Genomic DNA, 25,293 nt, shown 5'->3' with positions numbered 1-25,293 from the left:
TTCAGATAAGACGTTTGCGTTGACTCGAGGGCGGAATATTGAGCGCCTCTCGATACTTCGCAATGGTCCGTCTAGCTACTTGGATACCTTGTTCCGCGAGGAGTTCAGTTAGTTTACTGTCACTCAGCGGCTTTTTCGGATTTTCCGCAGCAACTAGCTTTTTCAACAACGCCCGAATGGCCGTTGATGAAGCTTCCCCTCCAGTATCAGTACCGAGCTGACTTGAGAAGAAGTACTTCAATTCAAACACACCACGCGGTGAATGCATATACTTTTGCGTGGTTACTCGAGAAATAGTTGATTCATGCATCTCAACAGCGCTTGCAATATCCGCTAACACCATTGGTTTCATTGCTTCTTCACCGTGTTCAAAGAATCCTTGTTGACGCAATACAATAGCATTCGCGACCTTCAGCAGCGTTTCGTTGCGGCTTTCAAGGCTGCGGATAAACCATTTCGCTTCTTGTGTTTGTTGGCGTATGTATTGCATGTCGTCGGTTTGGCGCGTTCCTTGGCATAACTTCATGTAACTTTCGTTCACTTTAAGTTTAGGCACACTTTCTGGATTTAGCTCAACCATCCAGCGATTATTTTTCTTGCGCACCAAAACATCGGGAATAACGTAGTCATCGTCGCTATTGTTAAACGCTTCGCCAGGCCGCGGCTGAAGGTGTTGAATGAGGTCAATTACAGCAGCGAGGTCGTCTTCATTTAAACGCAATCGACGTGCTAAAGTTCGGTAATCGCGTGATCCAAGCAAAGCCAAATGCTCACGCACAGTTGCTAACGCTTCGTTACGCCACGGCGTATCATGGGGCAATTGTTGGAGTTGTAAGGTGAGACATTCGCCGACATCACGAGCACCAACCCCAATGGGGTCAAAATGTTGGATGCGTTTTAATACGACAGCCGCTTCATCGAGTTCAACAGGTTCATCGGTTTGACGATTTACGGCGGTTACAACTTCTTCCAGAGAAACCGCCAAGTAACCACTATCGTCAATGGCATCAATGATGGCGAGGGCAATTGCTTCATCGATAGCCGAAAAATGAGAGAGTTGCATTTGCCAAATTAAATGGTCTTGCAAAGTTGTGCCTGAGGCCCCTTCAAACACTGAGTCTTCGCCATCAAAGCTCGAGCTGGACTGACCTAGTGCCGCAGAACAAGGACTATCCCAAAGATCATCATCGTCGGTAATGGCCGTTTCGCCTTCAGCCTCAGCTTGTTCTAATTCCAATAACGGGTTTTCTCCGAGCGCTTGTTGAACCTCTTGTTGCAGTTCAAGCGTCGAAAGTTGTAGAAGTTTAATTGCCTGCTGCAGCTGCGGCGTCATCGACAGCTGCTGAGAGAATTTAAACTGCAGGCCTTGTTTCATTGCACCACCTAAAGGGTGAATTGCTCACCCAAATACACGTCTTTAACCTGTTGATTATTTAAGATGGTATGGGCGTCACCAGTCGCAATCAACTCACCATGACTAACAATGTAGGCATTTTCACAAACAGATAAGGTTTCGCGAACGTTATGATCGGTGATCAAAACGCCAATGCCGCGATTCTTCAAATGTTCAATAATTTTTTTAATGTCTAATACTGAAATTGGGTCGACGCCCGCGAACGGTTCATCAAGCAGAATAAATGCCGGATCGGCCGCTAGCGCGCGAGCAATCTCTACGCGGCGACGTTCACCACCCGATAAGCTCATGCCAAGACTATTCGCAATGTGCCCAATATGAAATTCTTCCAGCAGGCCATCTAAGCGTTCTTCACGACCATTGGCATCAAGATCCTTTCGCGTTTCCAATATTGCCATAATATTGTCGCGAACCGTGAGTTTCCTGAAAATTGACGACTCCTGCGGGAGGTAGCCGATTCCGCGTCGCGCTCGTTCGTGCATTGGTAGTAATGAAATATCGTCATCATCAATCAGGATGCGGCCTTTATCATTATTGACCAAGCCAACAATCATATAAAACGTGGTGGTTTTGCCAGCACCGTTGGGGCCAAGCAAGCCGATAATCTGACCGGATTCAACGGTCAAACTCACATCTTTCACTACTTGTCGCTTATTGTATGATTTCGCTAGGTGTTCAGCGATTAATCGGCTCATTCTGGTTGTCGCCCTTTTTCTTTGGCATAAAAATAGTGGTGACACGATCGCTTTCGTTTTCACCGCGATTGGCTGTGAGTTGTTGCGTCGCAAAGTTGTAAATAATCTCGCTACCTTGAATCACACTATTATCTTGCGAGACTTTAACATTGCCAGACAACGTTAATAATTGCTTGTTTTGATCGTAACTAATTATGTCTGCTTCCGCTGAAATAGGTGAGCCATCATCAAGCATCTGCTCATAGATAGCTGGGCTCCCTTTGGCAGTAAAAACATCGGATTGGTCATCACGACGCGTAACTTCAAGATGGTCGGCGCGAATCGACAAGCTACCTTGACGAATCACCACGTTATTTTCGAACACGGCAACTTTGTTTGCGACATCAAATGAGTCACGATCGGCATTAATTTGAATTGGTTTATCAAAATCTTCTCGACCTTGAGCCGCACTATCACCGACGTACGCTAGATTAATTGCTACGAGTGCTACGACCGGTATAAATCGTTTCAACATGTTTCGTCATTTCCAATGTTTGAGCGCGCATATCGGCACGCAGACCTTCGCCTTTTGCCGTAAAGTCACGGCCAATAATTAAAACTGGTTGATCTGTGACAACGGTTTCTTCGCGCGTATCAATGGTTAGGTAACTGGTTTCAATCCGTTCAATAAACTCTTCTGTCGAGAGGCTCAACATTTCAATGTTGCGTTCTAAAACGAGAGTTTTATCCGCATAGAATGAACCTTGTTCAGCCTGAACTTGCCACATCGGGCCGCCATTATTCAACTGAACAATGTAAGTAGGCGCCATCAGTTCTGTTAGCCCAATGGGGCTATAGTGAGTCATTTGTTCGGCCGCGATTTTGTGCGCAAGTTCACCTTGCTCGCCGTAGACTCGAACAATGAGACCCTTAGCCGTGAAATCTGGTTTTATTTCTCGGTAGCCTTGTTGCTCTTCTGCACCGTCACCATCATCAAACGGACGCCAAATAAGTACCGCAGCGGCGAGAAATATAATGCCGATAACGACCAGAATATTCCGATTCACAGGCTGACGCCCCCGTGCAACTGCAGTCGCCCTTGCGCTAACAAAATTAAATCACTCAGTTCTCGAACCGCGCCATATCCGCCCCGTTGCGCCGTCACATAATCAGCTGACTGCTGCACATAGGGATGACCGTCTTGTACTGACACACCAATGCCACTGCGTTTAAGCATATCGACATCGGGAACATCATCGCCAATGCTCGCAACTTGAGCTTCGTCGAGACCCAGTGTCACAAGTAGTCGCTCAAAACAGCTTAGTTTATCTTCTTGGCCTTGGTAAATATGCTTTACGCCTAATGCGGTCATACGATTTTCAACAATGGCTGAACGCCGACCCGTGATTACAGCAACCTGAATGCCAGCATTGAGCAGTGCTTTCACGCCGAAGCCATCGCGAGTGTTAAAGGCTTTCAGTTCTTCGCCTTGGTTTCCAAGATAAATGCAACCGTCAGAAAATACACCATCCACATCGCAAACCACGAGCTTGATTTGCTTCAAGCGCTCAAATAATGTTGCGTTAATATCGCCATACCACGTGCTGATCATTGCCATTACATGACTCCTGCTTTCAATAGGTCGTGCATGTTCAACGCGCCCTGCGGTATGCCTTGGTTATCGACGACAAACAGGCCATTAATTTTACGATCTTCCATCAACTTCAACCCTTGCGCCGCAAGCACATCCGGTTGAATGGTAACAGGGTTGCGCGTCATGACTTGGGCAATCGGTGTGCTATGAAGATCGATGCGTTGGTCGAGAATACGACGCAAATCGCCATCGGTAAAGATGCCCGCTAACTTACCTTCGGTATTCGCAATACCAGTCATTCCAAGACCTTTACGCGACATTTCTAGTAGAGCTTCAGAAATGGTTGCTTGTTCGGCAACCATTGGCATACGTTCGCCGCTATGCATCACATCGTGAATATGTAGGAGTAAACGGCGACCTAGGCTACCACCTGGATGAGACATCGCAAAATCGTCGGCAGTGAAACCTCGGGCATTCAATAATGCCACCGCAAGCGCATCTCCCATCACTAATGTTGCTGTGGTTGAAGAGGTTGGGGCGAGCCCTAACGGACATGCTTCTTGCTCTACAGCGATACATACGTGCACATCGGCGAGCTCGGCCAATGTTGATTTTGGGTTTCCGGTCATACTAACCAGTTTGACGCCACGACGCTTAATGAGAGGGGCGATTGCTAGTAGCTCTCCGGTTTCACCCGAATTAGAAATACCTAATACCACGTCATGCTCGGTAATCATGCCGAGATCACCGTGGCTCGCTTCACCAGGGTGGACAAAAAATGCAGGGGTGCCGGTTGAAGCCAGTGTCGCTGCAATCTTGCCGCCAATATGTCCAGATTTACCCATACCGATAACAATGACCCGACCACGGCAATTTAAAAGCAGCTCACAGGCGTGCTCAAAATTGTTATCAAGAAACCGTTTTAAGCCAGAAACGGCGGCAGTTTCGATATCGATAACGCGTTCACCAAGCTCGCGAAACGAGCGTATACTGGAATCTGTCATATCTGGTTGTGCTCCGACCCAATCTGCTGGGATGTGTTATTAATAGCAATAATAACCGATCGAAAAGCGAAATGCAGACGTAAAAAGCAGAGAAACTAACGATTTGTCACAATTTTTACCGCCTTCACCTGTAGCAAAAGCGCTAAATCTGGTACACTAGCGGGCTCGAAAAGGGAGATATCAAGGCGATGCAGACGGCTCAAAATTCGACGAGCAACCAGCCACAAACTCACGCTGAGGATGAAGCACTCGTTGTTATTGACAACATTGACTTCGCGCATGGGTTCGGCGCTCACCAAGTTTATCGCGGTTTATCGATGCGGATTCCAAAAGGCAAAATCACGGCGGTGATGGGGCCAAGTGGTATCGGGAAAACAACCCTATTACGCTTAATTGGTGCACAATTGCGACCGCAGCAAGGAACAATTACATTCGCGAATGAGAATATTCATGCGCTAGGGCGTTCTGACTTATACGAACTGCGTAAACGAATGAGTATGCTGTTTCAAAGTGGTGCGTTGTTTACCGATATGACGGTTTACGACAATATTGCGTTTCCGATTCGCGAGCATAGCGACTTACCTGAAGAAATTATTGAAACCATCGTTAAGCTGAAATTAGAAGCCGTGGGTTTGCGTGGAGCTCGACATTTGATGCCAGCTGAATTGTCAGGGGGGATGGCGCGTCGCGCAGCACTCGCTCGAGCAATCGCTCTTGATCCTGAATTGATTATGTATGACGAGCCATTTGCGGGACAAGATCCAATCTCGATGGGCGTTATTGTGAAGCTTATTAAAGAGCTTAATCAGTCGCTTGGTCTTACTAGCATTGTAGTAACTCATGATGTAGCTGAAGTAATGACCATCGCCGATTACGTCTACATCATTGCGGATAAAAAGGTGGTTGGACACGGCACGCCGAGTCAACTTGAAGCGTCAGACGATCCGCTCGTTCATCAATTTTTGCATGGCGAAGCCGATGGCCCAGTGCCATTCCATTATGCAGCAGCGTCGCTGGAAGATGAACTATTGGGGGGAAACCATGCTCGATAGAGTCGCTGCTTTAGGGCGCACAACACTGGATACAATTGCTGGCGCTGGTGCGGCATTTTTCATGCTGATGCGAGCTTTGATCGGTAAGCCGAATTTGCGTAAATCGTGGCCGTTATTGATGCAACAAATGTACTCGGTGGGGGTACTGTCGCTGTTGATAATCGTGGTCAGCGGATTGTTCATCGGCATGGTTCTTGGCTTACAGGGTTACACTATTTTGGTCGATTTTGGTGCTGAGCAATCGCTTGGCCCAATGGTCGCATTGTCACTGCTTCGCGAACTGGGCCCAGTCGTAACGGCATTGTTATTCGCGGGTCGAGCGGGTTCTGCATTAACCGCAGAAATTGGTTTGATGAAGGCCACTGAACAACTATCGAGCCTTGAGATGATGGGAGTCGATCCACTAAGACGTGTGATTTCACCGCGTTTTTGGGCCGGTTTTTATAGCATGCCGATTCTCGCCATCGTGTTTTCCGCAGTAGGTATTTATGGCGGCTATCTTGTTGGTGTGCGTTGGTTAGGCGTCGATGATGGTGCTTTTTGGTCGGTCATGCAATCGAACGTAGAATGGGGCCAAGATATCGTCAATGGAATTATCAAAAGTTTAGTTTTTGCATTTGTAGTGACGTGGATAGCCTTGCACAAAGGTTACAGCTGCACACCGACTTCGGTTGGTATTAGCCGCGCCACAACATCGACCGTTGTTACCGCATCTTTAGCGGTACTCGGCCTCGACTTCGTATTAACAGCATTGATGTTTGGATAAAAAGCTATGGAATCAAGAAATACACAACTTGCAGTCGGTTTCTTTGTCATTATTGGCGTACTGGCATTGTTATTTTTGGGCTTACAAGCAGCTAATACGAGTGCTGTGACGAATGGCGAAACATATAAACTTTATGCAAAGTTTGACAACATTGGTGGACTAAAAGAGCGTTCACCGGTCAAAGTTGGTGGTGTTGTAGTTGGCCGCGTGAGCAAAATTTCACTCAGTGGCGACTACTATGAGCCGTTAGTCGAAATGACGATCAGCAAGCAATATAGTGAATTTTCTGACACGACGTCGGTCTCAATTCTCACTTCAGGTTTATTAGGTGAGCAATATATCGGATTGAACCCTGGTTTTATTGATGACACGGTTGAGATGTTGAAAGACGGTGATCAAATTTATGACACCAAATCAGCTCTTGTGTTGGAAGACTTAATTGGGCAGTTCCTATTTAGTCAGGGTAACGATTAAGGAGTACGTATGAAAAAGTGGTTGGTAGCACTATTGGTTACGGTAGTGGGGTTCACCGGAAGTAGCGCGGCGCACGCCGAGTTAATTCGTGACGAAAACCCATACGTTTTATTGGAAAAATTGGCGAACAAAACCATTGAACGTATCGAGCAAGACCGTGCCTTAATCGACGAAGACATTAACCATATTCGTGTTGTCATTCGTGAAGAAATGATGCCGTATGTAGATTACGTATATGCGGCAAAGCGTGTGCTCGGACGTAACTTAACTGAAACCACTGAAGAGCAACGCCAAGAATTTTACACCGTTTTCCGTGATTACTTAATCACAACATACGCTGGCGCGTTTACGCAATATGATGAAACCAAGCATACCATTGAGTTCGGTGACTCAGGTCGGTTCGAGAAAGGGAGCCGAATGGTTGTTGTGAACACCCGCTTAATTGAGAACGGTCGTCCACCGGTGCGCATGGATTTCAAAATGCGTTATGACAACAACGATGATGTTTGGAAAGCTTACGACTTAGTGGTCGAAGGTGTTAGCTTATTAAATAGTAAGCAAGCTGAAATCAGCGCGGTCATTCGTAGCAATGGCATCGATGGTACAATCGCACTATTGCGAGAAAAAGCCCAAGAATCGGTAAAACCGCATGATGACGGTGTGGGTGCTGACTAATGAAAAGTTGCGAATGGCAGCGTAACGAGCAAAATGAAATTGTCCTCGTCGGCGAGCTGGATCGTATGACAGTTCCTGCACTGTGGAAACAACGCAAAAGCTGGCTTAGTGGTGAGCGAGTACTTACTCTTAACTTGCGGGACGTGACTAAAGTGGATTCCGCAGGTGTCGCAATGTTACTAGAAGCGAAGCGAGCGCTGTTGGCCGAACAACGTGAGCTTGTGATTACTCATGCCAGCAAGCAATTGCACGCAATGGTGCAAATGAGTGGCGTTCAGGCGTTACTGCAACTTGATGAACACACTAATAAATAAAGCGATTAAATGAATATGATGACAGCAGAATCAATACAGCAGCATTTGCTGGATGAACTCGATGTAACAGAGGTTTTGGTGAAACTTGATGGTAGCCACGCCAATATTACGGTGGTTGGCGATATTTTCGCCGAACTATCTCGGGTTAAGAAGCAGCAGGTTGTGTATGCACCGTTGAAAGAACTAATCGCTAGCGGTGAGTTACATGCTGTGTCAATTCGCACCTACACCCCTACCGAATGGCAACGCGAGAAAAAACTCGCGATGCTCAGCTAAGCGGTAGGAGGAACAATGCAAAAATTAGTAATATGCGGCGGCAACCCGCTCCACGGCGAAGTTGTAATTTCTGGTGCTAAAAACGCAGCTCTTCCTATTCTGATGGCGGCTCTGTTGCCATCTGAAGATGTTCAATTGGACAATGTACCGGCGTTACAAGATGTGCGCACCAGCTTGAAATTGCTAAGCGAGCTCGGGGTGACCAGCGAGTCACTGGGGCCGAACAGTTATCTGATCAAGCCACAAGGTATCAACCATCATGTGGCCAGCTATGACCTCGTGAAAACAATGCGGGCTTCGATTTTAGTATTGGGCCCGTTACTGGCGAAATTTGGCCAAGCACAAGTCTCATTGCCAGGTGGTTGCGCAATTGGCGCTCGTCCAGTCAATCTACATATTGAAGGTCTGCGCCAAATGGGAGCCGATATTACCGTCGAAAACGGTTATATCAATGCCAAAGTAGATGGTCGTTTGCGCGGTGCAACGATTCTGATGGATATGGTCAGTGTAACGGGCACCGAAAATCTCATGGCTGCAGCAACCCTTGCTGACGGTGTGACGATAATCGAGAACGCCGCGCGTGAACCTGAAGTGGAAGACTTAGCCAACTTCTTGAACAGTATGGGTGCCGATGTTCGTGGTGCTGGTACCGATACAATTACGGTGTATGGAAAAGAAAAACTTCATGGCGGTACTTATCGTGTTCAACCCGATCGCATCGAGACCGGCACATTTTTAGTTGCAGCGCTGGCAACCGGGGGTGATGTAACGTGTCGCAACACCGATCCAAGCATGTTAGATGCCGTGATGAAAAAATTAACCGAAGCTGGCGCCACCATAACGAAGGGTGATGATTGGATTCGAATTCAGGCAGCGGAGCGGCCACGACCGGTTAATATTATAACGGCACCGCATCCGGCGTTTCCGACCGATATGCAAGCGCAGTTCTGCGCGCTCAATGCCATCGCCGATGGCGCCGGTTGGGTACGCGAAACGATTTTTGAAAATCGCTTCATGCACGTACCAGAGCTGCGCCGTATGGGTGCAAACATTGAGTTAGAAGGTAACACCGCGATTTCTAAAGGCGTGAAACAGCTAACGGGTGCACATGTGATGTGTACTGACTTACGCGCTTCAGCATCCTTGGTGATTGCCGGTTTAGTTGCTCAGGGCGAGACAGTCGTCGAACGGATTTATCATATCGATCGTGGTTATGAAGCGATTGAGAAAAAATTATCTGCACTCGGAGCAGATATTAAACGCGTGAGTTAATCTCACGCGTTTAATTCGTTACTGCTGCAGTTTTGTAATTGTAACTTCTGTTGTTTCTTCTTTATTGTCACGTAAAAACTGAACTTGTAATGTTGTACCTGGTTTGGTTTTCGCAACCAAGGCAAGACCCTCAGCCGCGGTAAGCATCGGCTGACCGTTAATTTCAGTAATATAATCTTCAGCACGTAAACCGGCTCGTTCTGCGGGGCTATTGGGATCAACCCCAGTAATAAAAATACCGGGTTGAGTGTATGGGTTTGACTGTGGCGTTTCGCCGACTTGCACTCCCAAGTAACCACGCACCACTTCACCTTCTCGAATGAGTGTATCCATGACCGAACGCGCGAGCGGGTAGGGAACGGCAAAATAAATACCGTCGATACCTTGACCGCGAGCATCACGAAACTGAGCATTATTGATGCCTACCAAATAACCTTGGCTATTAATCAACGCGCCACCGGAGGCGCCTTCATTGATGACCGCATCCATCTGAATCAGGTCGGCATGCGAGTGAATAACCCCCATACGCCCGCCAGTTGCACTGACAATACCTTGCGTGATGGTTTGGCCTAAGTTGTGCGGGTTACCAATCGCAAGCACCACATCGCCAACTTGCGTGGTCAGCGATTCATTTTGCGGAATAGTTGGAAGATTATCTGCTTCAATACGCACTACGGCTAGGTCGGTAATACGGTCAAACCCAATCACCTGACCGCTGTAGTTACGACCATCTTGTAGCGCAACTTGAATTTCGTTCACGTCAGCCACCACATGGTAGGCCGTTAACACATGTCCGCGATTATCCATGATCACGCCTGAACCCAATCGAACAAGGCTATTTGGTCGGCGTGAGTAATAAGAATCGCGTGTCGAGCCGATGCTATAAATATTCACGACCGCTGGAGCGGCACGTTGCACGGCTGTAGAAAAACTCAAAGGTTGCTGTGATTGCTGTGAATTATTACTAAATTGCTCACGCAATTGTGGCAAGGCATAAATCACAATGGCGGCGACAGCTAGGCCAAGAATGACCGAGCGAACAATGTACCAAGCAAATTGCCGTAGCTGCATAGTGACTTGTAACCTACTGATTTAAGAATAGAGCAAAGCATAACACTGTTTACAAAAGAAGGCAGTAATTGTACTGCCTTCGTTTTGGTTTTACCGAGTTAATTGGTGCCTCACCGCCAACCAATTAACCGCCGCGCAACACGAGATACAACTGGGAATTGCCTCGACGAATGTTTAACGCGACCACGCTACCTGCATTGCTTAGCGCTTCGCGTAACTCGCTCATACTATTTATCGGGCTACGGTTAACGCCAATAATTACGTCGTCTTTGCGAATACCGTATCGTTCAGCTAATGAACCTTCTTCGATATTGGTAACCTTAAGACCACCGCGTTCGTCCGGTGCTAAGATGATGCCATCTAGCGCAGGATGTAATGCCGCAGCAGTTACTTCTTGCTCGTCAGCGGTAAGCACCACATCAAATTTTCGCTCTTTTCCATCACGTAACACGGTAATTTCAAGTTCTTTGCCCACGCCAATGGTGCTCACTCGAGCGCCTAGGTCAGCAAAGGTGCGAATTTTCTCACCGTTCACCGCAACAATCACGTCACCTGATTTTAAGCCAGCTTTATCGGCTGCTCCCTCAGGAATCACTTCGGCAATAAACGCACCTTGGTTTGCTTTTAAATCAAGAGCTTTAGCGATTTCATGAGTCAAATCATTTCCGCGAACACCGAGTACACCGCGACGCACCTCACCAAACTCAACAAGCTGCGCAACAAGGTTTTTCATCATGTCAGCAGGAATAGCGAAACCGATACCAATATTGCCGCCATTTGGCCCCAAAATTGCGGTGTTGATGCCAATCAACTCACCTTTCAAGGTCACCAGTGCACCGCCTGAGTTACCGCTGTTAATGGCAGCATCGGTTTGAATGAAGTTCTCAATTTCTTCAATACCTAAGCCACTACGACCCAACGCGCTAACAATACCTGACGTGACCGTTTGGCCTAGACCAAATGGGTTACCAATGGCAACGACGAAATCACCAACGCGCAAATCAGCGGAGTTACCAATTTTGATCTCGGTTAGATTTTCACCATCTTTGATCTTAAGTAACGCAACATCAGAACGGTCATCCGTTCCGATAACTTTCGCATCGAACTGACGGCCATCTTTTAAAGTAACTAAAATTTCCGATGCGCCATCAATCACATGGTTGTTAGTGACAACATATCCTTCATCAGCATCAATAATAACGCCAGAACCTAGCCCCTGGAACGGTCGCTCCTGCACTTGCTCGCGAGGGCCTCCTGGACCAAAGAAAAAGCGAAACATATCTGGAATACGTTGGCGAACCTCACGTTTCCCTTTAACTGAGATATTCACCACCGCAGGGGTGACTTCCTCAAGCATAGGGGCAAGTGTTGGCGTCTCATCTTTATCGCCAAAGAAAGGAATACCGGCTGAAACAGGCGCAATAATTAATGCACTTGCCAATGCCAGAACCGCAATGAACTTCACTTTCATCAGAGTTAACTCCTATACACACATTTTCTGCTGCATGAGGGTGCGAGCAGGGTTTGGAATAATTTCAGGTAGATGCAGTTAAAGACTGACCATTATTAAATAAGTTCACAGCGGATGTGTTTCAAGATGTAAAACGAAAAACAAAAACGATATTAGCTATTGGATATTGGATATTAGAAAAGCAAGAGCGATAATCAATGTCAGCTATTAGATACTAGGATGTAACGGGTATTTGTCTTTTCTAATATCCAATATCCAATAGCTAATATCGCTCTTGCAGATTTACTTGAAGAGGCCCGACTTGGTGTCGCTGTAGTCACGCGGCATATCACTTGGCGCCTTATCATCCGAGCGACGTTTCTCGCCATTTACTTTGTTCGCCATACGCAGTTCGCGGATGGTATCTTCGGCAAAAAATGGCAAGCTAGGTTGTTCTTGCTCACGTTGTAATAGGTCGGCACTGTGGTGCAAATACGCTTTAAGCTTATCTTGAGTTTCTTCAAGCTGACCCACGAGTGCTTGGGCAGTAGCAAGGTGCTCAGCAACTTCTTGGCGATAATCTGCAAGTTGTTGTTTAGTTTGGGTGACTTGCTGGTTTAACTCGGCTTCATCTGTATGCTCGGCAAGCCAGTAACGCGCCACAAAAAATCCAACGATTGCGCCTGCTATCACGAGTAAAATTCCAACAATCCAGCTCATAAAAACTCCTTAAAAATGCATTTCGCATGATAAACTACTGCCTACTAGCATAATCCAGAATAGGGTCGAAGTGGTAGTGACAACGAACAAGCTGACACCATTATCAAAATATGAGCAGGATTTAGCGACTGGAAACTTTCAGCCGGATGCCGCGCAACGACGTGCTGTAGAGGCGTTACAGCGCCTTTATGACGAACTGGTCTTATTTCATCAAGCGCACAGTGAGGCGGGATTGTTTGCCCGAATAAAGCAAGCGCTAGGCGGTGCAAGACCAACTCCGAAAGGCATTTACTTTTGGGGTGGCGTAGGACGCGGAAAGACCTATTTGGTTGACACTTTTTTTGAAACTTTACCGTTTGATCAAAAGTTGCGTGTTCATTTCCATCGCTTTATGCACCGCGTACATAGTGAATTGAAAGAATTGAAAGGGCGTAGCGACCCGTTGCCGATTATTGCCGATAAACTGGCTAGCGAAGCTCGGGTGGTCTGTTTTGACGAGTTCTTCGTGCAAGACATTACCGATGCAATGATTCTCGGCACATTGATGCAAGAGCTATTCAAACGCAACGTTGTGTTGGTCGCTACATCGAATATTGTGCCTGATGATCTTTATCGAAATGGCCTGCAGCGACAGCGTTTCATTCCCGCCATCGAATTAATTAAGCAACATTGTGAAGTTATCAATGTCGACAGCGGTATTGATTACCGTCTACGAACGTTAACTCGCGCAGAAATTTATCACGCCCCAGCGGATGCAGCCGCTGATGAAAACCTCCAGCGATACTTTACGGAGTTAGCGCCTGATCATTGCAATCGCGATGAGCGAGGATACATTGTGGTGAATAATCGCAATATTCCGGTACGCATGGAGTGTGACGACGTCGTTTTATTCTCATTTGATGCTATTTGTGGTGGCCCACGTTCGCAGAACGACTATATTGAATTGGCGCAATGTTATCACGCAGTTTTGATTAGCGATGTGCCGCAAATGGGCGCGCACAATGACGATGCGGCTCGGCGCTTTATCGCGTTGGTGGACGAATTCTATGAACGCCGCGTGAAGCTAATTATGTCAGGAGCAGCGCCACTGGATGAACTTTACACGCAAGGTAAATTAAATTTTGAGTTTAAACGCTGTGTTAGTCGATTATTAGAAATGCAAAGTCACGAATACTTAGGACTCGCCCATAAACCATGATGTTAACTGACTGGACTTTAGCGCTCGGGGGCCTCGGCCTCTTGTTGCTCGGCATGCAATTGCTGACCGACGGCTTAAAAGCTGCAGCTGGAAGTCATTTACAGAGTTATCTAGAACGCTCCACGCAAACGAGGCTGCGAGCTGCTTTGTCAGGTTTTACGGTGACCGCATTAGTGCAGTCATCCAGTGCTGTTGTCGTAGCTTTACTCGGTTTTACCAATGCCGGCATGTTGAAGTTAAAGCAAGCGGCTTGGGTGGTGTTCGGAAGCAACGTCGGTACAACGATGACGGCATGGATAGTCGCACTGATTGGGTTGAAGCTGAATATCGGCATTGTTGCTTGGCCATTAATTGGCTTAGGTATGCTCCTTCAGCTGGTGCGTCGTGCCGACCCATTAGGTAGCATTGGTCTAGCCGTTGCTGGTTTCGGCGTGCTATTTGTCGGATTGGATACACTGCGAGAAGCCTTCGAGCAGCTTGTCACGATTTTGCCAGTTGGCCAATTATCAATTAGTGGTCCGTTCGGTATTCTCCTGGCGGTACTAGCAGGGGCGCTATTAACAGCTCTGGTGCAGTCTTCTTCCGCCGCTTTGGCGATTGTGCTTACCGCATCCGTCAGCGGTGTGTTTTCGCCGTTAGCTGGCGCCGCCGTGGTTATTGGCGCAAATATTGGCACCACCGTCACAGCGTTGCTAGCCAGCATTGGCGCCACAGCGCACGCAAAACGCCTTGCCGCCGTACATGTATTAATGAATACCGTCACCGGAATTGCGGCGTTAATTTTGTTAGTTCCTATGTGGTGGACGGCAGAATTATTATCAGGGGGCGAACAGGTTACGAATATTAGTACCGGTCTCGCGGTGTTCCATACATTATTTAATGTACTCGGTGTGGCCCTGATGTGGTTGCTCGATGAGCGAATTTTCCGCCGAGTAGAAAGTTGGTATCGGCTACCGCCACTGCGTTCAGGCGAACCGCGTTTCTTAGATAAAACCGTTTTAGAAGTTCCCGCGATGGGTCTCAACGCTGTGCAACAAGAGCTCAATCGCGTACTACGCCAGTATATTTTGCGGTTGCGTACCCTGTTAAAGGACGAGGCTGCGCTCACCGAAACCGAAGAAGATATCGCCACTGGTGAATTATTAGCGCATATAAAAACGTACCTAACCAAGTTAAGCGAGAAACAATTACATGGTGACGAAGCCTTATTGCTCGCGGAACTTCACACGAGTCATGCACGGTTACGCGACTTACGCGATATTGTTGAAAAACTACGCGCGGCTACTCCGGAACAAATTGACGCAAGCCTCAACCACCAGCTCCGCGAACAATTACTTGAGCTTCTAAATGGGGCAGATATGAAAGTTCGTCCTGCAGCAAACTGGGCATCACTTACCAGCTCTATTCGCGCAACGCGTAACTTATTGCGTCATACGTGGTTAAATCGAATTGCTGCTAACGAGCTTGAACCTACGGAAGGGGCGGCGTTGATGCAGTTGGCGAGTATGTGGGAGCGCAGCGCCGAAATCATCACCGCCCTGAAAACCTAAAAGCGTTATTCGTTATTCGTTACTCGTTATTCGGAAAAGCAAAAACGAAAAACCAAAATGACCACAACGAAAAGTGAGCGAATTGTAAATTGAGCTATCGGGCAAGCCAAGCTCACGAATAACGAATAACGATTAACGAATAACGCCGTTGATCTTTTAAGCGCTTTTCCCTATAATCCGCGCAGCCCACGTTACAGGTACAACTAACCGAATTTGTGGCTCAACCACAACGGTTGTTGTGGTTCGCGGGGAAGCCCGGAACTACTGTCGTGAACCTTAAAGAAAGAGTAATTCTCAATGAGTACATTTGTTGCAAAACCAGAAACAGTACAACGTGACTGGTATGTTATTGACGCTGAAGGTAAAACTTTAGGTCGTTTGGCAACTGAAGTTGCCCGTCGTTTGCGCGGAAAGCACAAGCCTGAGTACACGCCTCACGTTGACACTGGTGATTACATCATCATCGTTAACGCTGAAAAGGTTGCTGTAACTGGCCGCAAAGCGCAAAACAAAATCTACTATTCACACACGGGTTACCCAGGTGGTATCAAAGAAATCAACTTCGAGAAGTTGATTGCTAAGAAGCCTGAAATGGTAATTCAGAAAGCGGTGAAAGGTATGTTACCTCGTGGTCCACTAGGTCGTGCCATGTTCCGTAAACTGAAAGTGTACGCTGGTGCAGAGCACAATCATGTTGCTCAGCAACCAAAACAACTTGAAATTTAAGACGGAGCATGAAGACTATGGCACAGAATCAATACTACGGTACTGGTCGTCGCAAAAGCTCAACTGCACGCGTTTTCTTGCGTCCAGGCAGCGGCAACATCAGCATCAATAACCGCACGTTAGAAGAATACTTCGGTCGTGAAACTGCTCGTATGGTTGTTCGTCAACCACTCGAGTTGGTCGATATGGTTGAAAAATTCGACTTATACATCACTGTTAAAGGTGGTGGTGCAAGTGGTCAAGCAGGCGCAGTGCGTCACGGTATCACCCGTGCACTGATGCAATATGACGAAGCTTTACGTGGTGACTTACGTCGCGCGGGTTATGTAACTCGTGACGCGCGTCAAGTTGAGCGTAAGAAAGTCGGCTTGCATAAAGCACGTAAGCGTCCACAGTTCTCGAAGCGTTAATTCTTCGGAATCTCGACTACGTCAAAAACCCGGCCTTTGTGCCGGGTTTTTTGTCTTTATCCTTGTAAAAATCAGGGCATTTCTTTATCATCTGAAGGCATTTTTTTGCCGTTCACCTAAAATCACTTTAGGTGGACCTATCGCAGCAGCTAATTACTGACTTCGCGGCTATGTCTCGCGAAGCGTCCAAACTGGAGAGTAAGTGGATGAGCAATGCGCCTGTAGATAAAGGCCGCCGTCGTTTCCTGACCGTCGCGACATCTGTCGTCGGTGCAGCGGGCGCGGTTGGTGTTGCCGTTCCTTTCATTGCGTCTTGGAACCCGAGCGAAAAAGCTAAAAACGCGGGTGCCCCAGTGGAAGTGAACATTGGAAAAGCCGAGCCGGGTCAATTGATTCGTGTTGAATGGCGTGGTCAGCCGGTTTGGGTGGTACGCCGTACCCCTGAAATGTTGGCATCGCTTGAAGCCGTGAACGACCAACTCCGTGACCCAAATTCTGATGAACCACAACAACCTGAGTATGCGAAAAACTTGCACCGCTCGCGCAAAGAAGAGTTCTTTGTTGCCGTCGGTATTTGTACGCACTTAGGCTGTTCGCCACAGTTCCTCGATCAAGGCATGGGTGAATACGTTGAGGGGGCTCAGGCAGGCTTCTTCTGTCCGTGTCACGGTTCTACCTTCGATATCGCTGGTCGAGTATTCCAAGGCGTTCCTGCACCGTATAACTTGGTGGTTCCGCCTCATTACTACATCAACGATAACACCATTTTGGTGGGTGAAGATGGGGAGCAAGCCTAATGAATAAACTCATTGCATGGTTTGACGAACGTATTCCGATGACCAAAACGTGGAATATCCACTTAGCTCAATATCCAGCTCCAAAAAACTTTAACTTCTGGTACATCTTTGGTGTGCTAGCAACGTTGGTTTTGGTCAACCAAATTTTGACCGGTATCTGGTTAACCATGAACTACGTCCCTTCAGCTGAAGGCGCTTTCGCTTCAGTTGAATTTATCATGCGTGATATCGAGTACGGCTGGTTACTTCGCTATATGCACTCAACCGGCGCGTCGGCGTTCTTCGTGGTGGTTTACTTGCACATGTTCCGTGGCATGATGTACGGCTCTTACCAGAAGCCGCGCGAATTGCTGTGGGTGTTCGGTATGCTCATCTTCCTTGTCTTAATGGCCGAAGCCTTCATGGGCTATTTGTTGCCATGGGGTCAGATGTCGTACTGGGGTGCACAGGTAATCATCTCGTTGTTCGGTGCGATTCCAATTATTGGTGACGATTTAACACTATGGATTCGTGGCGACTACGTAATCTCAGGTGCGACGCTGAACCGCTTCTTTGCACTGCACGTGATTGCATTGCCATTAGTGTTGGTTATCTTGGTGTTCTTACACATCATCGCGCTACACGAAGTTGGCTCGAACAACCCTGAAGGTATCTCAATTAAGAAACCGAAGGGCTCGGTGCCAGACTCAGAGAAGCCGAAGTTTACCTTCCATGAGCGTTTTACTAAGAAGTACGACATTGTTGATGCATTCCCATTCTTCCCGTATTACATCGTGAAAGATTTAGTGGGTGTCGCTATCTTCTTGTTCTTCTTCTGTTATGTCATTTTCTTTGCTCCGGCAATGGGCGGCCTGTTCCTTGAGCCACCTAACTTTGAAGCGGCGAACCCGCTGAAAACACCAGAACATATCGCACCAGTTTGGTACTTCACGCCGTTCTACGCAATTTTGCGCGCGGTACCTGACAAGCTGCTCGGTGTTATTTTGATGTTCGGTGCTATCGTTGCGCTATTCGTACTGCCTTGGTTGGATCGTGGTAAAGTGCGCTCAGTTCGCTACCGTAGCACGTTGCACAAAGTAAACCTGACTGTGTTTGCAATTAGCTTTATTGCACTCGGTTATCTGGGTCTGAAGCCAGCGACAGAGGTTTACACCATGTTCGCTCGTATCTTCACCTTCTTGTACTTTGCGTTCTTCGTCTTGTTGTTCTTCTACAGCAAGAATGAAAACACGAAGCCAGTTCCAGAGAGGATTACTAAGTGATGAAACAGTTAATCAAAAGCACTCTGCTGGTAGCAGCATCACTGTGGTCAGTTGCAACATTAGCAGCTGGCCCAACAGTACCACTGGACAAAGCTGACATCGATTTGCATGACAAAGCGTCACTGCAACGTGGTGCACAGTTGTTCATGAACTACTGCTTGGGCTGTCACTCAATGCAGTATCAGCGCTATAACCGTACCTTCCGTGATTTAGAGATCCCTGAAGAGTTAGGTATTGAGAATCTTCAGTTTACTGGCGAGAAAGTCGGTGACTTGATGACCAATGCCATGGCCACTGAAGACGCGGGTAACTGGTTTGGTACAGCGGCACCTGATTTAACCTTGGTAGCTCGTGTGCGCGGCGCAGATTGGATTTACACCTATTTGCGTTCATTCTATGTGGACGAGTCGCGTCCATTTGGCGTGAATAACACGGTATTCCCGAACGTGGGTATGCCGCATGTGCTCGAAGAGTTGCAAGGTATTCCACGTAAAACCACCGAAGAGAAAATGATTGACGGTGAAATGCAAGATGTTTACGTGGGCATTAAAACCGACGGCAGCGGTATGTTGACTGATGCTGAATACGATCAAGCAGCGCTCGACTTGACTAACTTCTTGGTTTACACCGGTGAACCTATGATGTTGGAACAGCAGCGTATGGGTTGGTACGTGTTCGGTTTCCTACTGGTCTTTTTAATTTTCGCAGTACTGCTGAAACGCGAATTCTTTAAGGACGTGAAATAAGCTTTATGGAGAACAACATGTCGGTTGCGGCAAACAAGCGGTCAGTGATGACCTTATATTCGGGCGTAAATGACTTACGCAGCCATCAAACACGTATCGTACTCGCTGAGAAAGGCGTGGGCGTTGAGATTACTTTTGTTGAACCGGATAACCTTCCGGAAGACTTAATGCAGCTCAACCCCTATGCAGATGCGTTGCCAACGTTGGTGGATCGTGAGTTAGTGTTATACAACGCTCATATCATCATGGAATATCTTGATGAACGTTTCCCGCATCCGCCATTGATGCCGGTTTATCCGGTTGCGCGTGGCACGAGTCGATTAATGATGTATCGCATTGATCGCGATTGGTATGCGTTGGCGGATAAAATTTTGGCAGGTGGAAAGGGTGCAGATGCAGCGCGTCAAGAATTACGCGAAGGTATTCTTGCACTGGCACCTCTGTTCGCGGATTCACCGTTTTTCATGAGTGAAGAGTTCAGCTTGGTAGACTGCTACCTGGCGCCGTTGTTGTGGCGTTTGCCATTGTACGGTATCCAGTTAGAAGGTACTGGTGCGAAAGAAGTGAAAGCCTATATGGTTCGTGTGTTTGAGCGCGAATCATTTCAAGAGTCACTGACTGATATTGAGCGAGACTTAGGTCGGTGAGTGACGAAGCGATGACACCACGTCGCCCGTACTTAGTGCGGGCGATGTATGAGTGGATTCTGGATAATCAGCTCACACCACACCTTGCGGTTGACGCTGATTACCCTGGCTGTCAGGTGCCATGGCAATTTGTTCAAGATGGACAAATCATTTTGAACATTTCTCCTACCGCAGTAACTAACTTTACTGCTGACAACAATACGGTTCAATTCAATGCTCGCTTTTCCGGCAGCCCGCACCGAGTCATCGTGCCAATGGGGGCCATTCTTGCCATGTATGCGCGGGAAAATGGCGCAGGGACGATGTTTGAACCTGAACCAGATTACGACAATCCGAGCGCGATAACGCCTGTTAGTGAAGCTACGGCGGAGAGTGCAAAAAGCGAAAAAGCAGAAAAAGAAACCGACACCAAGAAAAAAGAAAGCCAGAAGAAAAAATCTTCCGGCTCTCATTTGCGGGTTGTGAAATAATTCAAATCTCTTTTATTCGAAAGCGTCAATAACGCGTGTGACACCGTTGATGTTGCGCGCTATGTCGATGGCCTGACGCGCGATGTCGCGTTCGACAAACCCCATTAAAGCGACCTCACCATTTTCCGTAACCACTTTAATATCGCTGGCTTTGATATTCTCGTCGGCAATAAATTTCGCTTTAATCTTACTGGTAATGTAAGTGTCTTTACTAATTTGACCGAGTGATATCACGGGCGCCACTTTAAGTTCATTGTGAACTCTATCGACGCCTTGAGTATTACGTACGATATGACTTGCTAAATCGCGCAAGGAGCTATTCGTTACTTGGCCCAATAGCAACACTGAACGATTAAATGAAACAACTTGGACACGAGAATTATCAAGGCGATCTTCGCGTTTTAGTGCCGTAATAACCCGAACTTCAATGGTTTGATCGTCAATTTGAGTACCAACGCTACGCGTATCCGTTGCTGCAGATATACCTACTGCAGTCGCGCCAACGAGAGCTGCAGCACAACCACTTAAACTAACCGCCACCGCGGTACAGAATACCGCAACAGACAAAAACTTCCGAGGTTCAGCCATTAATCTGTCTCCTGTGGGAAAATTCGATGCTCTACAACACTGCACAGCATGTTAGATATTTGCAGTAAATGCTCACTGGCACGAGCAGCATTACTTGTAGGAATACGTATCTCGACATCATCAGGGCCTAACAATCCGGCAATATCGACGTCACTGTTTTGGGTTAGCGCGATGATCAGCATGTCGCGGCTGAGCGCAGCCTCCATCGCTCGACTTACGCGAGGTGCACGCTCGGATGCATTAAATACAATGAGGACATCGCTTGGCTGCCCGACCGCTTGTAGTTGCTGTGCAAACATCCGATCATACTCAAGCGCACCATAATCGGCGTGCAGCGAGGTTACCGGAAATGGAGGGCGCTCGAAGCTTAACCCGGTAAGCATTATATGGGCGAAATGCCTTGAGGTTGCGTGTGCAAGCCCTTCACCACAACAGTATACTTTACGCCCATTCAATAACGAATCGACCAACAAATTGCAGGCCATCTCAATTGGCTCTTGCAGCATATCGGCGGCAGCTATTTGTGTCTGAATACATTCGGTAAATAAAGTCTTTATAGGGTCCTGCATAACACCTCGTTAAAACGCATCTTGCAACCACTGCGCTTGTTCGTAGTCCATCACAATAGCCACGACATCGAATCGCATGCGCGTCACGTGTTCATTTAAATTTTGCTGTATCAGAAAGAGTTGCGCACAGCGTCGAATTCTTTGACATTGGGCAGCGGTAATCTGTTCCACCACGCTAGCAAAATGCTCATTACTACGGCTTTTTACTTCAATGAAAACCCAGGTATCCGCCTCACGCATAATTAAATCAATTTCACCCATGTCGCAACTATAGTTGCTTTCGACATGCTCTAAACCATGGCGCTCAAGCAGTGCGCGGGCGATCTCTTCGCCGTCATTTCCCATATCTTTTCGAGACATTCCTTGTCCTTTTAGCGTTATTGGCCGGCGACAACCTCGTGTCCGTCGAAGCGCGCCCAATTTAATTCACGAATTACCTGATTATTGCGAACCGTGAGTACCCCAGTTAGCCCTTGTGCTGAAATGCCAGGCATTGTCTGTAGCAGAGGAAGGCGTTGGCTGAGCAACAACGCATCATGGCCGAATGCGACCAGCCGCGCTGTGTTATAACCCCAATTCTTTCTTAATTCGAGTAAATCGTTTAGCTGCTGAGCTTCGCTGTGACCGGGCAATAGCCACGGTGCATCGGTGAAGCGTACATCATCCAAATCATTTTCGCTTAAATCATTACGTAGCGTATGGCTGCCAGAGTTTGCATACACAGGTAACGCCTTCATAAATGGCGAAATATTAACATCAATGAACGGCTTTAAAAGGCGTGTTTGTTCAATACCGCCAACTAAATAGACCGAATCGACATCCGCCCGACTGCGCGCTTGAGAATCGACAATAATCTTGCCAGCAGCGATTTTTACCTGATTTATTCTGGCTTCACTGGTGGTTACACCCAATTGATCTTGAACCGCTGTTTTCATTTCCTCAGTATTACGGTAGTTGCCCATCGAAATAGGGATTGGATCATTGAACTCTGCTTCCCATGCTGATTTGAATACTTCGGCATGTAGTTGACCTCGCGCGGTTTCCGGCGCAAGCACAATTGGATGGCGATGTCCGCGTTTTGCCATATGTTTAGCTGCTTGGCGTATCTCAGTTTCCGCATCCAAAGCAAAAAAGTGCTGTTGTGGTAACGTTGGAATCAGCACCTCGCCCGGTTCATTTAAAGTTAACCACGGCAGACTTTCCGGTAATTGCGAAGCATCAATTGCAGCAACGTTCGGCTTGAGTAACGGGCCGATTAGAACATTGGCTTGGTGTTGCTGAAGTAGCTCGGGTAGCGCGGCAAAGTCTAGCGTGTTGGTATCGATAAACTTTGCGTGTACTTGCGGTAATCGACTTAAGGCTTTGACGAGCCCGTCACGAACCGCCAGGCCTTGCTCAGCGTACTGTCCAGTTAACGGGAGTAAAACTAGGGCACGATGGCGCGGCTGTTCGGTTAGCGCCATTAAGTTATCAACCACAAATTGCGCCGGGTGTTCTGAGAAGTTAGCTTGCCACTGAGCAAGTGCATCATCCAATTCAGACGGCGTTGCACTAATTTGGTGCAATGTACGCATTAAATTAGCCCAGCCCGCCACCAGTTGGCTACGATCAAAGCTTGGCGGCAATGTGACTTGGTCGGGGTTTTGTACGTTACGTAAAATTTCCCAAACTTGTTCCGGCTGAGTCGAATCTGGTGCGATATTCAGCAGTTGTAATTGGTAGCTTGCTGCAAGTTCCCATTCTTGTTGCGCGCTTGCTGATTTTAATGCTAGTTCTAAGGTTTGCTCGGGATAATCCACCGACAGGCGAGGCTGAAGCAAAGGCTCGAGAAGCTGTTCGACATAATTCCAGCGCCCGTCGTGTCCTGCAAAACGCGCCTCTAGCAGTGCCATAAGCTGTCTTTGGGCGTTATTTAATGACTCCGCTTCGAAGTGACGTTGAATTTGTGCGATCACGACAGCACTTTGTTGCCATTGTCCATCTCGTTGAAACGTTGCTGCTGCTTGTAATAACGCATCAACTTGCTCTTTGCCTTCCATTAATCGTGCATTAGCGAGCCAACTTTGTGCTGAACGAAATTGCTCGTCTAGCGGCACCGCAGTGAATTCAGAACTGTCTTGACTGGTTGTGGATTGGGAAGCGGGTTCGCGTGGCCCTGATGAACAGCCATTGAGCGCAGTGAACAGCGCGACAATAACCATGCACAACAGCAACTTCTTTGGCACAATAGCAACAGACATTTTGAATTCACCCATGTTTTTTGCAATGGGTCATACTATAAACCGTACGGCAAGGCTTCACAATCGCGCCGCGAGGTTCTTACAAGGGGTTAACATGAGTACCGACAACGTTGGCTGTTTATATATTGTGCCAACACCAATTGGCAATTTGGCGGATATCACCGAGCGCGCAATCACTGTCTTACGCTCATGTGATGCAATTGCTGCTGAAGATACACGCCATAGCGGACAATTGATGCAGCACCTTGGTATTCGCGCAACCTTGTTCGCTTTGCATGAACACAATGAGCGGCAGCGCGCTGAACAAGTGATTGAGCGATTGCAACGCGGTGAATCGATCGCGTTAATTAGTGACGCCGGCACGCCGTTAATTTCTGACCCTGGTTATGTGTTGGTACAACAGTGCCGTCAAGCTGGCATCAAAGTCATTGCCTTGCCAGGCGCCTGTGCATTTGTCACGGCGTTGTCGGGAGCCGGCTTGCCAACCGACCGCTTTAGTTTCGAGGGTTTTTTGCCCGCCAAGCCACAACAACGCCGCAAGCGTCTTGAACAGCTCGTCAGCGATACCCGAACGTTGGTTTTTTACGAATCGCCCCACCGAATCACGGATACTTTAGCGGATTTGATGACCACAGTTGGTAGCGAACGCCCGTTGGTCTTGGCACGTGAACTGACCAAACAATTTGAAACCTATTTAACGGGCACTGTTGCCGAAGTTCAACAGCAAGTGCTCAGTGATAGCAACCAACAGCGCGGTGAAATGGTGCTCATTCTAGGTGGTGCACCTGAAGTGGAGCACGATGATGTAAATCCAGCAGCACTGCGAACACTCAACCTACTGCGCAACGAATTGCCACTGAAAAAAGCGGCGGCGCTCGCAGCTGAAATACATGGCGCGCGCAAAAACACCTTGTATCAGCTAGCGCTTGAGCAAGATAACCAGTAGAATGCGCTTCGGGAGTCAGCCAGACAATCGCTGCCTATGCATGCATAGGGGGAGGAAAGTCCGGGCTCCACAGGGCAGGGTGCCAGATAACGTCTGGGCGGCGTAAGCCGACGACTAGTGCAACAGAGAGCAAACCGCCGATGGCCTACGCAAGTAGGATCAGGTAAGGGTGAAAGGGTGCGGTAAGAGCGCACCGCGCGGCTGGTAACAGTTCGTGGCACGGTAAACTCCACCCGGAGCAAGGTCAAATAGGGGTTCATTGGCGCGGCCCGCGTTGAACCCGGGTAGACTGCTTGAACGCTAGAGTGATCTAGTGGCTAGACGAATGATTGTCCACGACAGAACCCGGCTTATCGGCTGGCTCCCGACACTTCTTTCTCTGAGTTGG

The 25,293-nt window shown here is 47.8% G+C and carries 30 protein-coding genes and 1 other RNA gene; 18 read left to right on the top strand and 13 right to left on the bottom strand.

Annotated elements, in window-relative coordinates:
• Position 1: 1 nt before the first annotated feature.
• Genes CWI76_RS06615 through CWI76_RS06590 form a run of 6 tightly spaced genes read right to left on the bottom strand, consistent with a single transcriptional unit; the run spans position 2 to position 4,686 of the window.
• On the bottom strand, positions 2 to 1,375 hold the full coding sequence (locus CWI76_RS06615; RefSeq protein ID WP_126759562.1) for an RNA polymerase factor sigma-54: 1,374 nt from the start codon (positions 1,373 to 1,375) through the stop codon (positions 2 to 4).
• 8 nt (positions 1,376 to 1,383) lie between these two features.
• The gene (gene lptB / locus CWI76_RS06610; protein WP_126759561.1) at positions 1,384 to 2,109 is read right to left on the bottom strand and encodes an LPS export ABC transporter ATP-binding protein; all 726 of its coding nucleotides are present in this window, start codon (positions 2,107 to 2,109) and stop codon (positions 1,384 to 1,386) included.
• Positions 2,090 to 2,623 carry a lipopolysaccharide transport periplasmic protein LptA gene (gene lptA, locus CWI76_RS06605; protein WP_126759560.1) on the bottom strand — a complete coding sequence of 178 codons (534 nt, stop codon included), beginning with the start codon at positions 2,621 to 2,623 and terminating at the stop codon, positions 2,090 to 2,092. Before lptA ends, lptB begins: the two co-directional genes overlap by 20 nt.
• The gene (gene lptC / locus CWI76_RS06600) at positions 2,580 to 3,155 is read right to left on the bottom strand and encodes an LPS export ABC transporter periplasmic protein LptC (RefSeq protein WP_126759559.1); all 576 of its coding nucleotides are present in this window, start codon (positions 3,153 to 3,155) and stop codon (positions 2,580 to 2,582) included. Before lptC ends, lptA begins: the two co-directional genes overlap by 44 nt.
• Positions 3,152 to 3,700 carry a 3-deoxy-manno-octulosonate-8-phosphatase KdsC gene (gene kdsC, locus CWI76_RS06595; RefSeq protein ID WP_198678593.1) on the bottom strand — a complete coding sequence of 183 codons (549 nt, stop codon included), beginning with the start codon at positions 3,698 to 3,700 and terminating at the stop codon, positions 3,152 to 3,154. The genes lptC and kdsC overlap by 4 nt, the downstream gene beginning before the upstream one ends.
• A 5-nt stretch (positions 3,701 to 3,705) precedes the next feature.
• Positions 3,706 to 4,686 (bottom strand): KpsF/GutQ family sugar-phosphate isomerase, encoded by a 981-nt coding sequence (locus CWI76_RS06590; RefSeq protein ID WP_126759557.1) that lies wholly within the window; start codon positions 4,684 to 4,686, stop codon positions 3,706 to 3,708.
• A 188-nt stretch (positions 4,687 to 4,874) separates the two neighbouring features.
• Between CWI76_RS06590 and CWI76_RS06585 the strand changes: the two genes are divergently transcribed.
• From CWI76_RS06585 to murA, 7 genes are read left to right on the top strand one after another with little or no spacing between them, the layout of a single operon-like run.
• Positions 4,875 to 5,738, top strand: coding sequence for an ATP-binding cassette domain-containing protein (locus tag CWI76_RS06585; RefSeq protein ID WP_126759556.1), 864 nt, complete (start codon positions 4,875 to 4,877; stop codon positions 5,736 to 5,738).
• Positions 5,728 to 6,504 carry a lipid asymmetry maintenance ABC transporter permease subunit MlaE gene (mlaE, locus tag CWI76_RS06580; RefSeq protein ID WP_126759918.1) on the top strand — a complete coding sequence of 259 codons (777 nt, stop codon included), beginning with the start codon at positions 5,728 to 5,730 and terminating at the stop codon, positions 6,502 to 6,504. The genes CWI76_RS06585 and mlaE overlap by 11 nt, the downstream gene beginning before the upstream one ends.
• 6 nt (positions 6,505 to 6,510) lie before the next feature.
• Positions 6,511 to 6,978 carry an outer membrane lipid asymmetry maintenance protein MlaD gene (gene mlaD / locus CWI76_RS06575; RefSeq protein ID WP_126759555.1) on the top strand — a complete coding sequence of 156 codons (468 nt, stop codon included), beginning with the start codon at positions 6,511 to 6,513 and terminating at the stop codon, positions 6,976 to 6,978.
• A gap of 9 nt (positions 6,979 to 6,987) precedes the next feature.
• Positions 6,988 to 7,653 (top strand): MlaC/ttg2D family ABC transporter substrate-binding protein, encoded by a 666-nt coding sequence (locus CWI76_RS06570; RefSeq protein ID WP_126759554.1) that lies wholly within the window; start codon positions 6,988 to 6,990, stop codon positions 7,651 to 7,653.
• Positions 7,653 to 7,967 (top strand): STAS domain-containing protein, encoded by a 315-nt coding sequence (locus tag CWI76_RS06565; RefSeq protein WP_126759553.1) that lies wholly within the window; start codon positions 7,653 to 7,655, stop codon positions 7,965 to 7,967. Before CWI76_RS06570 ends, CWI76_RS06565 begins: the two co-directional genes overlap by 1 nt.
• A gap of 9 nt (positions 7,968 to 7,976) precedes the next feature.
• Positions 7,977 to 8,243 carry a BolA family protein gene (locus CWI76_RS06560; protein WP_338068857.1) on the top strand — a complete coding sequence of 89 codons (267 nt, stop codon included), beginning with the start codon at positions 7,977 to 7,979 and terminating at the stop codon, positions 8,241 to 8,243.
• A gap of 15 nt (positions 8,244 to 8,258) precedes the next feature.
• Positions 8,259 to 9,515, top strand: a complete 1,257-nt coding sequence (murA, locus tag CWI76_RS06555) for a UDP-N-acetylglucosamine 1-carboxyvinyltransferase (RefSeq protein WP_126759552.1) — start codon at positions 8,259 to 8,261, stop codon at positions 9,513 to 9,515.
• An 18-nt stretch (positions 9,516 to 9,533) separates the two neighbouring features.
• Here murA and CWI76_RS06550 read toward each other — a convergent pair whose 3' ends face one another.
• The 3 genes from CWI76_RS06550 to CWI76_RS06540 all read right to left on the bottom strand — a co-directional run bounded on the left by CWI76_RS06550 (position 9,534) and on the right by CWI76_RS06540 (position 12,756).
• Positions 9,534 to 10,586 (bottom strand): trypsin-like peptidase domain-containing protein, encoded by a 1,053-nt coding sequence (locus CWI76_RS06550; RefSeq protein ID WP_126759551.1) that lies wholly within the window; start codon positions 10,584 to 10,586, stop codon positions 9,534 to 9,536.
• A gap of 124 nt (positions 10,587 to 10,710) precedes the next feature.
• Entirely contained in the window at positions 10,711 to 12,057 is a 1,347-nt protein-coding gene (locus CWI76_RS06545) for a DegQ family serine endoprotease (protein WP_126759550.1), read from the bottom strand.
• Positions 12,058 to 12,339: 282 nt separating this feature from the next.
• Positions 12,340 to 12,756: a Z-ring associated ZapG family protein gene (locus tag CWI76_RS06540; RefSeq protein ID WP_126759549.1), complete on the bottom strand. Its 417-nt coding sequence runs from the start codon at positions 12,754 to 12,756 to the stop codon at positions 12,340 to 12,342.
• A 91-nt stretch (positions 12,757 to 12,847) separates the two neighbouring features.
• Between CWI76_RS06540 and zapE the strand changes: the two genes are divergently transcribed.
• The 9 genes from zapE to CWI76_RS06495 all read left to right on the top strand — a co-directional run bounded on the left by zapE (position 12,848) and on the right by CWI76_RS06495 (position 20,562).
• A complete protein-coding gene (gene zapE / locus CWI76_RS06535; RefSeq protein ID WP_126759916.1) occupies positions 12,848 to 13,954 on the top strand; it encodes a cell division protein ZapE in 1,107 nt (368 codons plus the stop codon).
• Entirely contained in the window at positions 13,951 to 15,504 is a 1,554-nt protein-coding gene (locus CWI76_RS06530) for a Na/Pi cotransporter family protein (protein WP_126759548.1), read from the top strand. Before zapE ends, CWI76_RS06530 begins: the two co-directional genes overlap by 4 nt.
• A gap of 297 nt (positions 15,505 to 15,801) precedes the next feature.
• Entirely contained in the window at positions 15,802 to 16,230 is a 429-nt protein-coding gene (gene rplM / locus CWI76_RS06525; RefSeq protein ID WP_092856588.1) for a 50S ribosomal protein L13, read from the top strand.
• A gap of 17 nt (positions 16,231 to 16,247) precedes the next feature.
• Positions 16,248 to 16,640, top strand: a complete 393-nt coding sequence (rpsI, locus tag CWI76_RS06520; protein ID WP_092856585.1) for a 30S ribosomal protein S9 — start codon at positions 16,248 to 16,250, stop codon at positions 16,638 to 16,640.
• A gap of 206 nt (positions 16,641 to 16,846) precedes the next feature.
• Positions 16,847 to 17,437, top strand: a complete 591-nt coding sequence (gene petA, locus CWI76_RS06515) for a ubiquinol-cytochrome c reductase iron-sulfur subunit (protein ID WP_126759547.1) — start codon at positions 16,847 to 16,849, stop codon at positions 17,435 to 17,437.
• On the top strand, positions 17,437 to 18,699 hold the full coding sequence (locus tag CWI76_RS06510) for a cytochrome b (RefSeq protein ID WP_126759546.1): 1,263 nt from the start codon (positions 17,437 to 17,439) through the stop codon (positions 18,697 to 18,699). Before petA ends, CWI76_RS06510 begins: the two co-directional genes overlap by 1 nt.
• Positions 18,699 to 19,445 carry a cytochrome c1 gene (locus CWI76_RS06505; protein WP_126759915.1) on the top strand — a complete coding sequence of 249 codons (747 nt, stop codon included), beginning with the start codon at positions 18,699 to 18,701 and terminating at the stop codon, positions 19,443 to 19,445. The genes CWI76_RS06510 and CWI76_RS06505 overlap by 1 nt, the downstream gene beginning before the upstream one ends.
• Before the next feature lie 17 nt (positions 19,446 to 19,462).
• Positions 19,463 to 20,092 carry a stringent starvation protein SspA gene (gene sspA, locus CWI76_RS06500; RefSeq protein ID WP_126759545.1) on the top strand — a complete coding sequence of 210 codons (630 nt, stop codon included), beginning with the start codon at positions 19,463 to 19,465 and terminating at the stop codon, positions 20,090 to 20,092.
• Positions 20,093 to 20,103: 11 nt separating this feature from the next.
• The gene (locus CWI76_RS06495; protein WP_198678580.1) at positions 20,104 to 20,562 is read left to right on the top strand and encodes a ClpXP protease specificity-enhancing factor; all 459 of its coding nucleotides are present in this window, start codon (positions 20,104 to 20,106) and stop codon (positions 20,560 to 20,562) included.
• Positions 20,563 to 20,574: 12 nt separating this feature from the next.
• On the opposite strand, the gene dolP is transcribed toward CWI76_RS06495, so the two are convergent.
• From dolP to CWI76_RS06475, 4 genes are read right to left on the bottom strand one after another with little or no spacing between them, the layout of a single operon-like run.
• Positions 20,575 to 21,150: a division/outer membrane stress-associated lipid-binding lipoprotein gene (gene dolP / locus CWI76_RS06490; RefSeq protein ID WP_126759543.1), complete on the bottom strand. Its 576-nt coding sequence runs from the start codon at positions 21,148 to 21,150 to the stop codon at positions 20,575 to 20,577.
• A complete protein-coding gene (locus tag CWI76_RS06485) occupies positions 21,150 to 21,719 on the bottom strand; it encodes an SIS domain-containing protein (RefSeq protein ID WP_126759542.1) in 570 nt (189 codons plus the stop codon). The genes dolP and CWI76_RS06485 overlap by 1 nt, the downstream gene beginning before the upstream one ends.
• A gap of 9 nt (positions 21,720 to 21,728) precedes the next feature.
• Positions 21,729 to 22,079, bottom strand: coding sequence for a YraN family protein (locus tag CWI76_RS06480; RefSeq protein ID WP_126759541.1), 351 nt, complete (start codon positions 22,077 to 22,079; stop codon positions 21,729 to 21,731).
• Between the two features lie 17 nt (positions 22,080 to 22,096).
• Positions 22,097 to 23,959 (bottom strand): penicillin-binding protein activator, encoded by a 1,863-nt coding sequence (locus CWI76_RS06475; RefSeq protein ID WP_157980813.1) that lies wholly within the window; start codon positions 23,957 to 23,959, stop codon positions 22,097 to 22,099.
• A 94-nt stretch (positions 23,960 to 24,053) separates the two neighbouring features.
• Here CWI76_RS06475 and rsmI point away from each other — a divergent pair, with 94 nt between their 5' ends.
• Both rsmI and rnpB read left to right on the top strand, forming a co-directional pair.
• Positions 24,054 to 24,905: a 16S rRNA (cytidine(1402)-2'-O)-methyltransferase gene (gene rsmI / locus CWI76_RS06470; protein WP_126759539.1), complete on the top strand. Its 852-nt coding sequence runs from the start codon at positions 24,054 to 24,056 to the stop codon at positions 24,903 to 24,905.
• Positions 24,906 to 24,916: 11 nt separating this feature from the next.
• An RNA gene (gene rnpB / locus CWI76_RS06465) (RNase P RNA component class A) lies at positions 24,917 to 25,274 on the top strand.
• Positions 25,275 to 25,293: the final 19 nt, after the last annotated feature.

Origin of the sequence: Pseudidiomarina marina, from assembly GCF_003987045.1 — a bacterium.
Lineage (GTDB): Bacteria > Pseudomonadota > Gammaproteobacteria > Enterobacterales > Alteromonadaceae > Pseudidiomarina > Pseudidiomarina marina.
Note: the sequence above shows the minus strand (reverse complement) of the source record. Positions and strands in the feature narration are given on the sequence as shown.

Excerpts from the sequence above, each read along its gene's own strand:
- CWI76_RS06615 (WP_126759562.1), bottom strand. The coding sequence starts at position 1,375 with ATGAAACAAGGCCTGCAGTTTAAATTCTCTCAGCAGCTGTCGATGACG.
- lptB (WP_126759561.1), bottom strand. The coding sequence starts at position 2,109 with ATGAGCCGATTAATCGCTGAACACCTAGCGAAATCATACAATAAGCGA.
- lptA (WP_126759560.1), bottom strand. The coding sequence starts at position 2,623 with ATGTTGAAACGATTTATACCGGTCGTAGCACTCGTAGCAATTAATCTA.
- kdsC (WP_198678593.1), bottom strand. The coding sequence starts at position 3,700 with ATGATCAGCACGTGGTATGGCGATATTAACGCAACATTATTTGAGCGC.
- CWI76_RS06590 (WP_126759557.1), bottom strand. The coding sequence starts at position 4,686 with ATGACAGATTCCAGTATACGCTCGTTTCGCGAGCTTGGTGAACGCGTT.
- CWI76_RS06585 (WP_126759556.1), top strand. The coding sequence starts at position 4,875 with ATGCAGACGGCTCAAAATTCGACGAGCAACCAGCCACAAACTCACGCT.
- mlaE (WP_126759918.1), top strand. The coding sequence starts at position 5,728 with ATGCTCGATAGAGTCGCTGCTTTAGGGCGCACAACACTGGATACAATT.
- mlaD (WP_126759555.1), top strand. The coding sequence starts at position 6,511 with ATGGAATCAAGAAATACACAACTTGCAGTCGGTTTCTTTGTCATTATT.
- CWI76_RS06570 (WP_126759554.1), top strand. The coding sequence starts at position 6,988 with ATGAAAAAGTGGTTGGTAGCACTATTGGTTACGGTAGTGGGGTTCACC.
- CWI76_RS06565 (WP_126759553.1), top strand. The coding sequence starts at position 7,653 with ATGAAAAGTTGCGAATGGCAGCGTAACGAGCAAAATGAAATTGTCCTC.
- CWI76_RS06560 (WP_338068857.1), top strand. The coding sequence starts at position 7,977 with ATGAATATGATGACAGCAGAATCAATACAGCAGCATTTGCTGGATGAA.
- murA (WP_126759552.1), top strand. The coding sequence starts at position 8,259 with ATGCAAAAATTAGTAATATGCGGCGGCAACCCGCTCCACGGCGAAGTT.
- CWI76_RS06550 (WP_126759551.1), bottom strand. The coding sequence starts at position 10,586 with ATGCAGCTACGGCAATTTGCTTGGTACATTGTTCGCTCGGTCATTCTT.
- CWI76_RS06545 (WP_126759550.1), bottom strand. The coding sequence starts at position 12,057 with ATGAAAGTGAAGTTCATTGCGGTTCTGGCATTGGCAAGTGCATTAATT.
- CWI76_RS06540 (WP_126759549.1), bottom strand. The coding sequence starts at position 12,756 with ATGAGCTGGATTGTTGGAATTTTACTCGTGATAGCAGGCGCAATCGTT.
- CWI76_RS06530 (WP_126759548.1), top strand. The coding sequence starts at position 13,951 with ATGATGTTAACTGACTGGACTTTAGCGCTCGGGGGCCTCGGCCTCTTG.
- rplM (WP_092856588.1), top strand. The coding sequence starts at position 15,802 with ATGAGTACATTTGTTGCAAAACCAGAAACAGTACAACGTGACTGGTAT.
- rpsI (WP_092856585.1), top strand. The coding sequence starts at position 16,248 with ATGGCACAGAATCAATACTACGGTACTGGTCGTCGCAAAAGCTCAACT.
- petA (WP_126759547.1), top strand. The coding sequence starts at position 16,847 with ATGAGCAATGCGCCTGTAGATAAAGGCCGCCGTCGTTTCCTGACCGTC.
- CWI76_RS06510 (WP_126759546.1), top strand. The coding sequence starts at position 17,437 with ATGAATAAACTCATTGCATGGTTTGACGAACGTATTCCGATGACCAAA.
- CWI76_RS06505 (WP_126759915.1), top strand. The coding sequence starts at position 18,699 with ATGAAACAGTTAATCAAAAGCACTCTGCTGGTAGCAGCATCACTGTGG.
- sspA (WP_126759545.1), top strand. The coding sequence starts at position 19,463 with ATGTCGGTTGCGGCAAACAAGCGGTCAGTGATGACCTTATATTCGGGC.
- CWI76_RS06495 (WP_198678580.1), top strand. The coding sequence starts at position 20,104 with ATGACACCACGTCGCCCGTACTTAGTGCGGGCGATGTATGAGTGGATT.
- dolP (WP_126759543.1), bottom strand. The coding sequence starts at position 21,150 with ATGGCTGAACCTCGGAAGTTTTTGTCTGTTGCGGTATTCTGTACCGCG.
- CWI76_RS06485 (WP_126759542.1), bottom strand. The coding sequence starts at position 21,719 with ATGCAGGACCCTATAAAGACTTTATTTACCGAATGTATTCAGACACAA.
- CWI76_RS06480 (WP_126759541.1), bottom strand. The coding sequence starts at position 22,079 with ATGTCTCGAAAAGATATGGGAAATGACGGCGAAGAGATCGCCCGCGCA.
- CWI76_RS06475 (WP_157980813.1), bottom strand. The coding sequence starts at position 23,959 with ATGTCTGTTGCTATTGTGCCAAAGAAGTTGCTGTTGTGCATGGTTATT.
- rsmI (WP_126759539.1), top strand. The coding sequence starts at position 24,054 with ATGAGTACCGACAACGTTGGCTGTTTATATATTGTGCCAACACCAATT.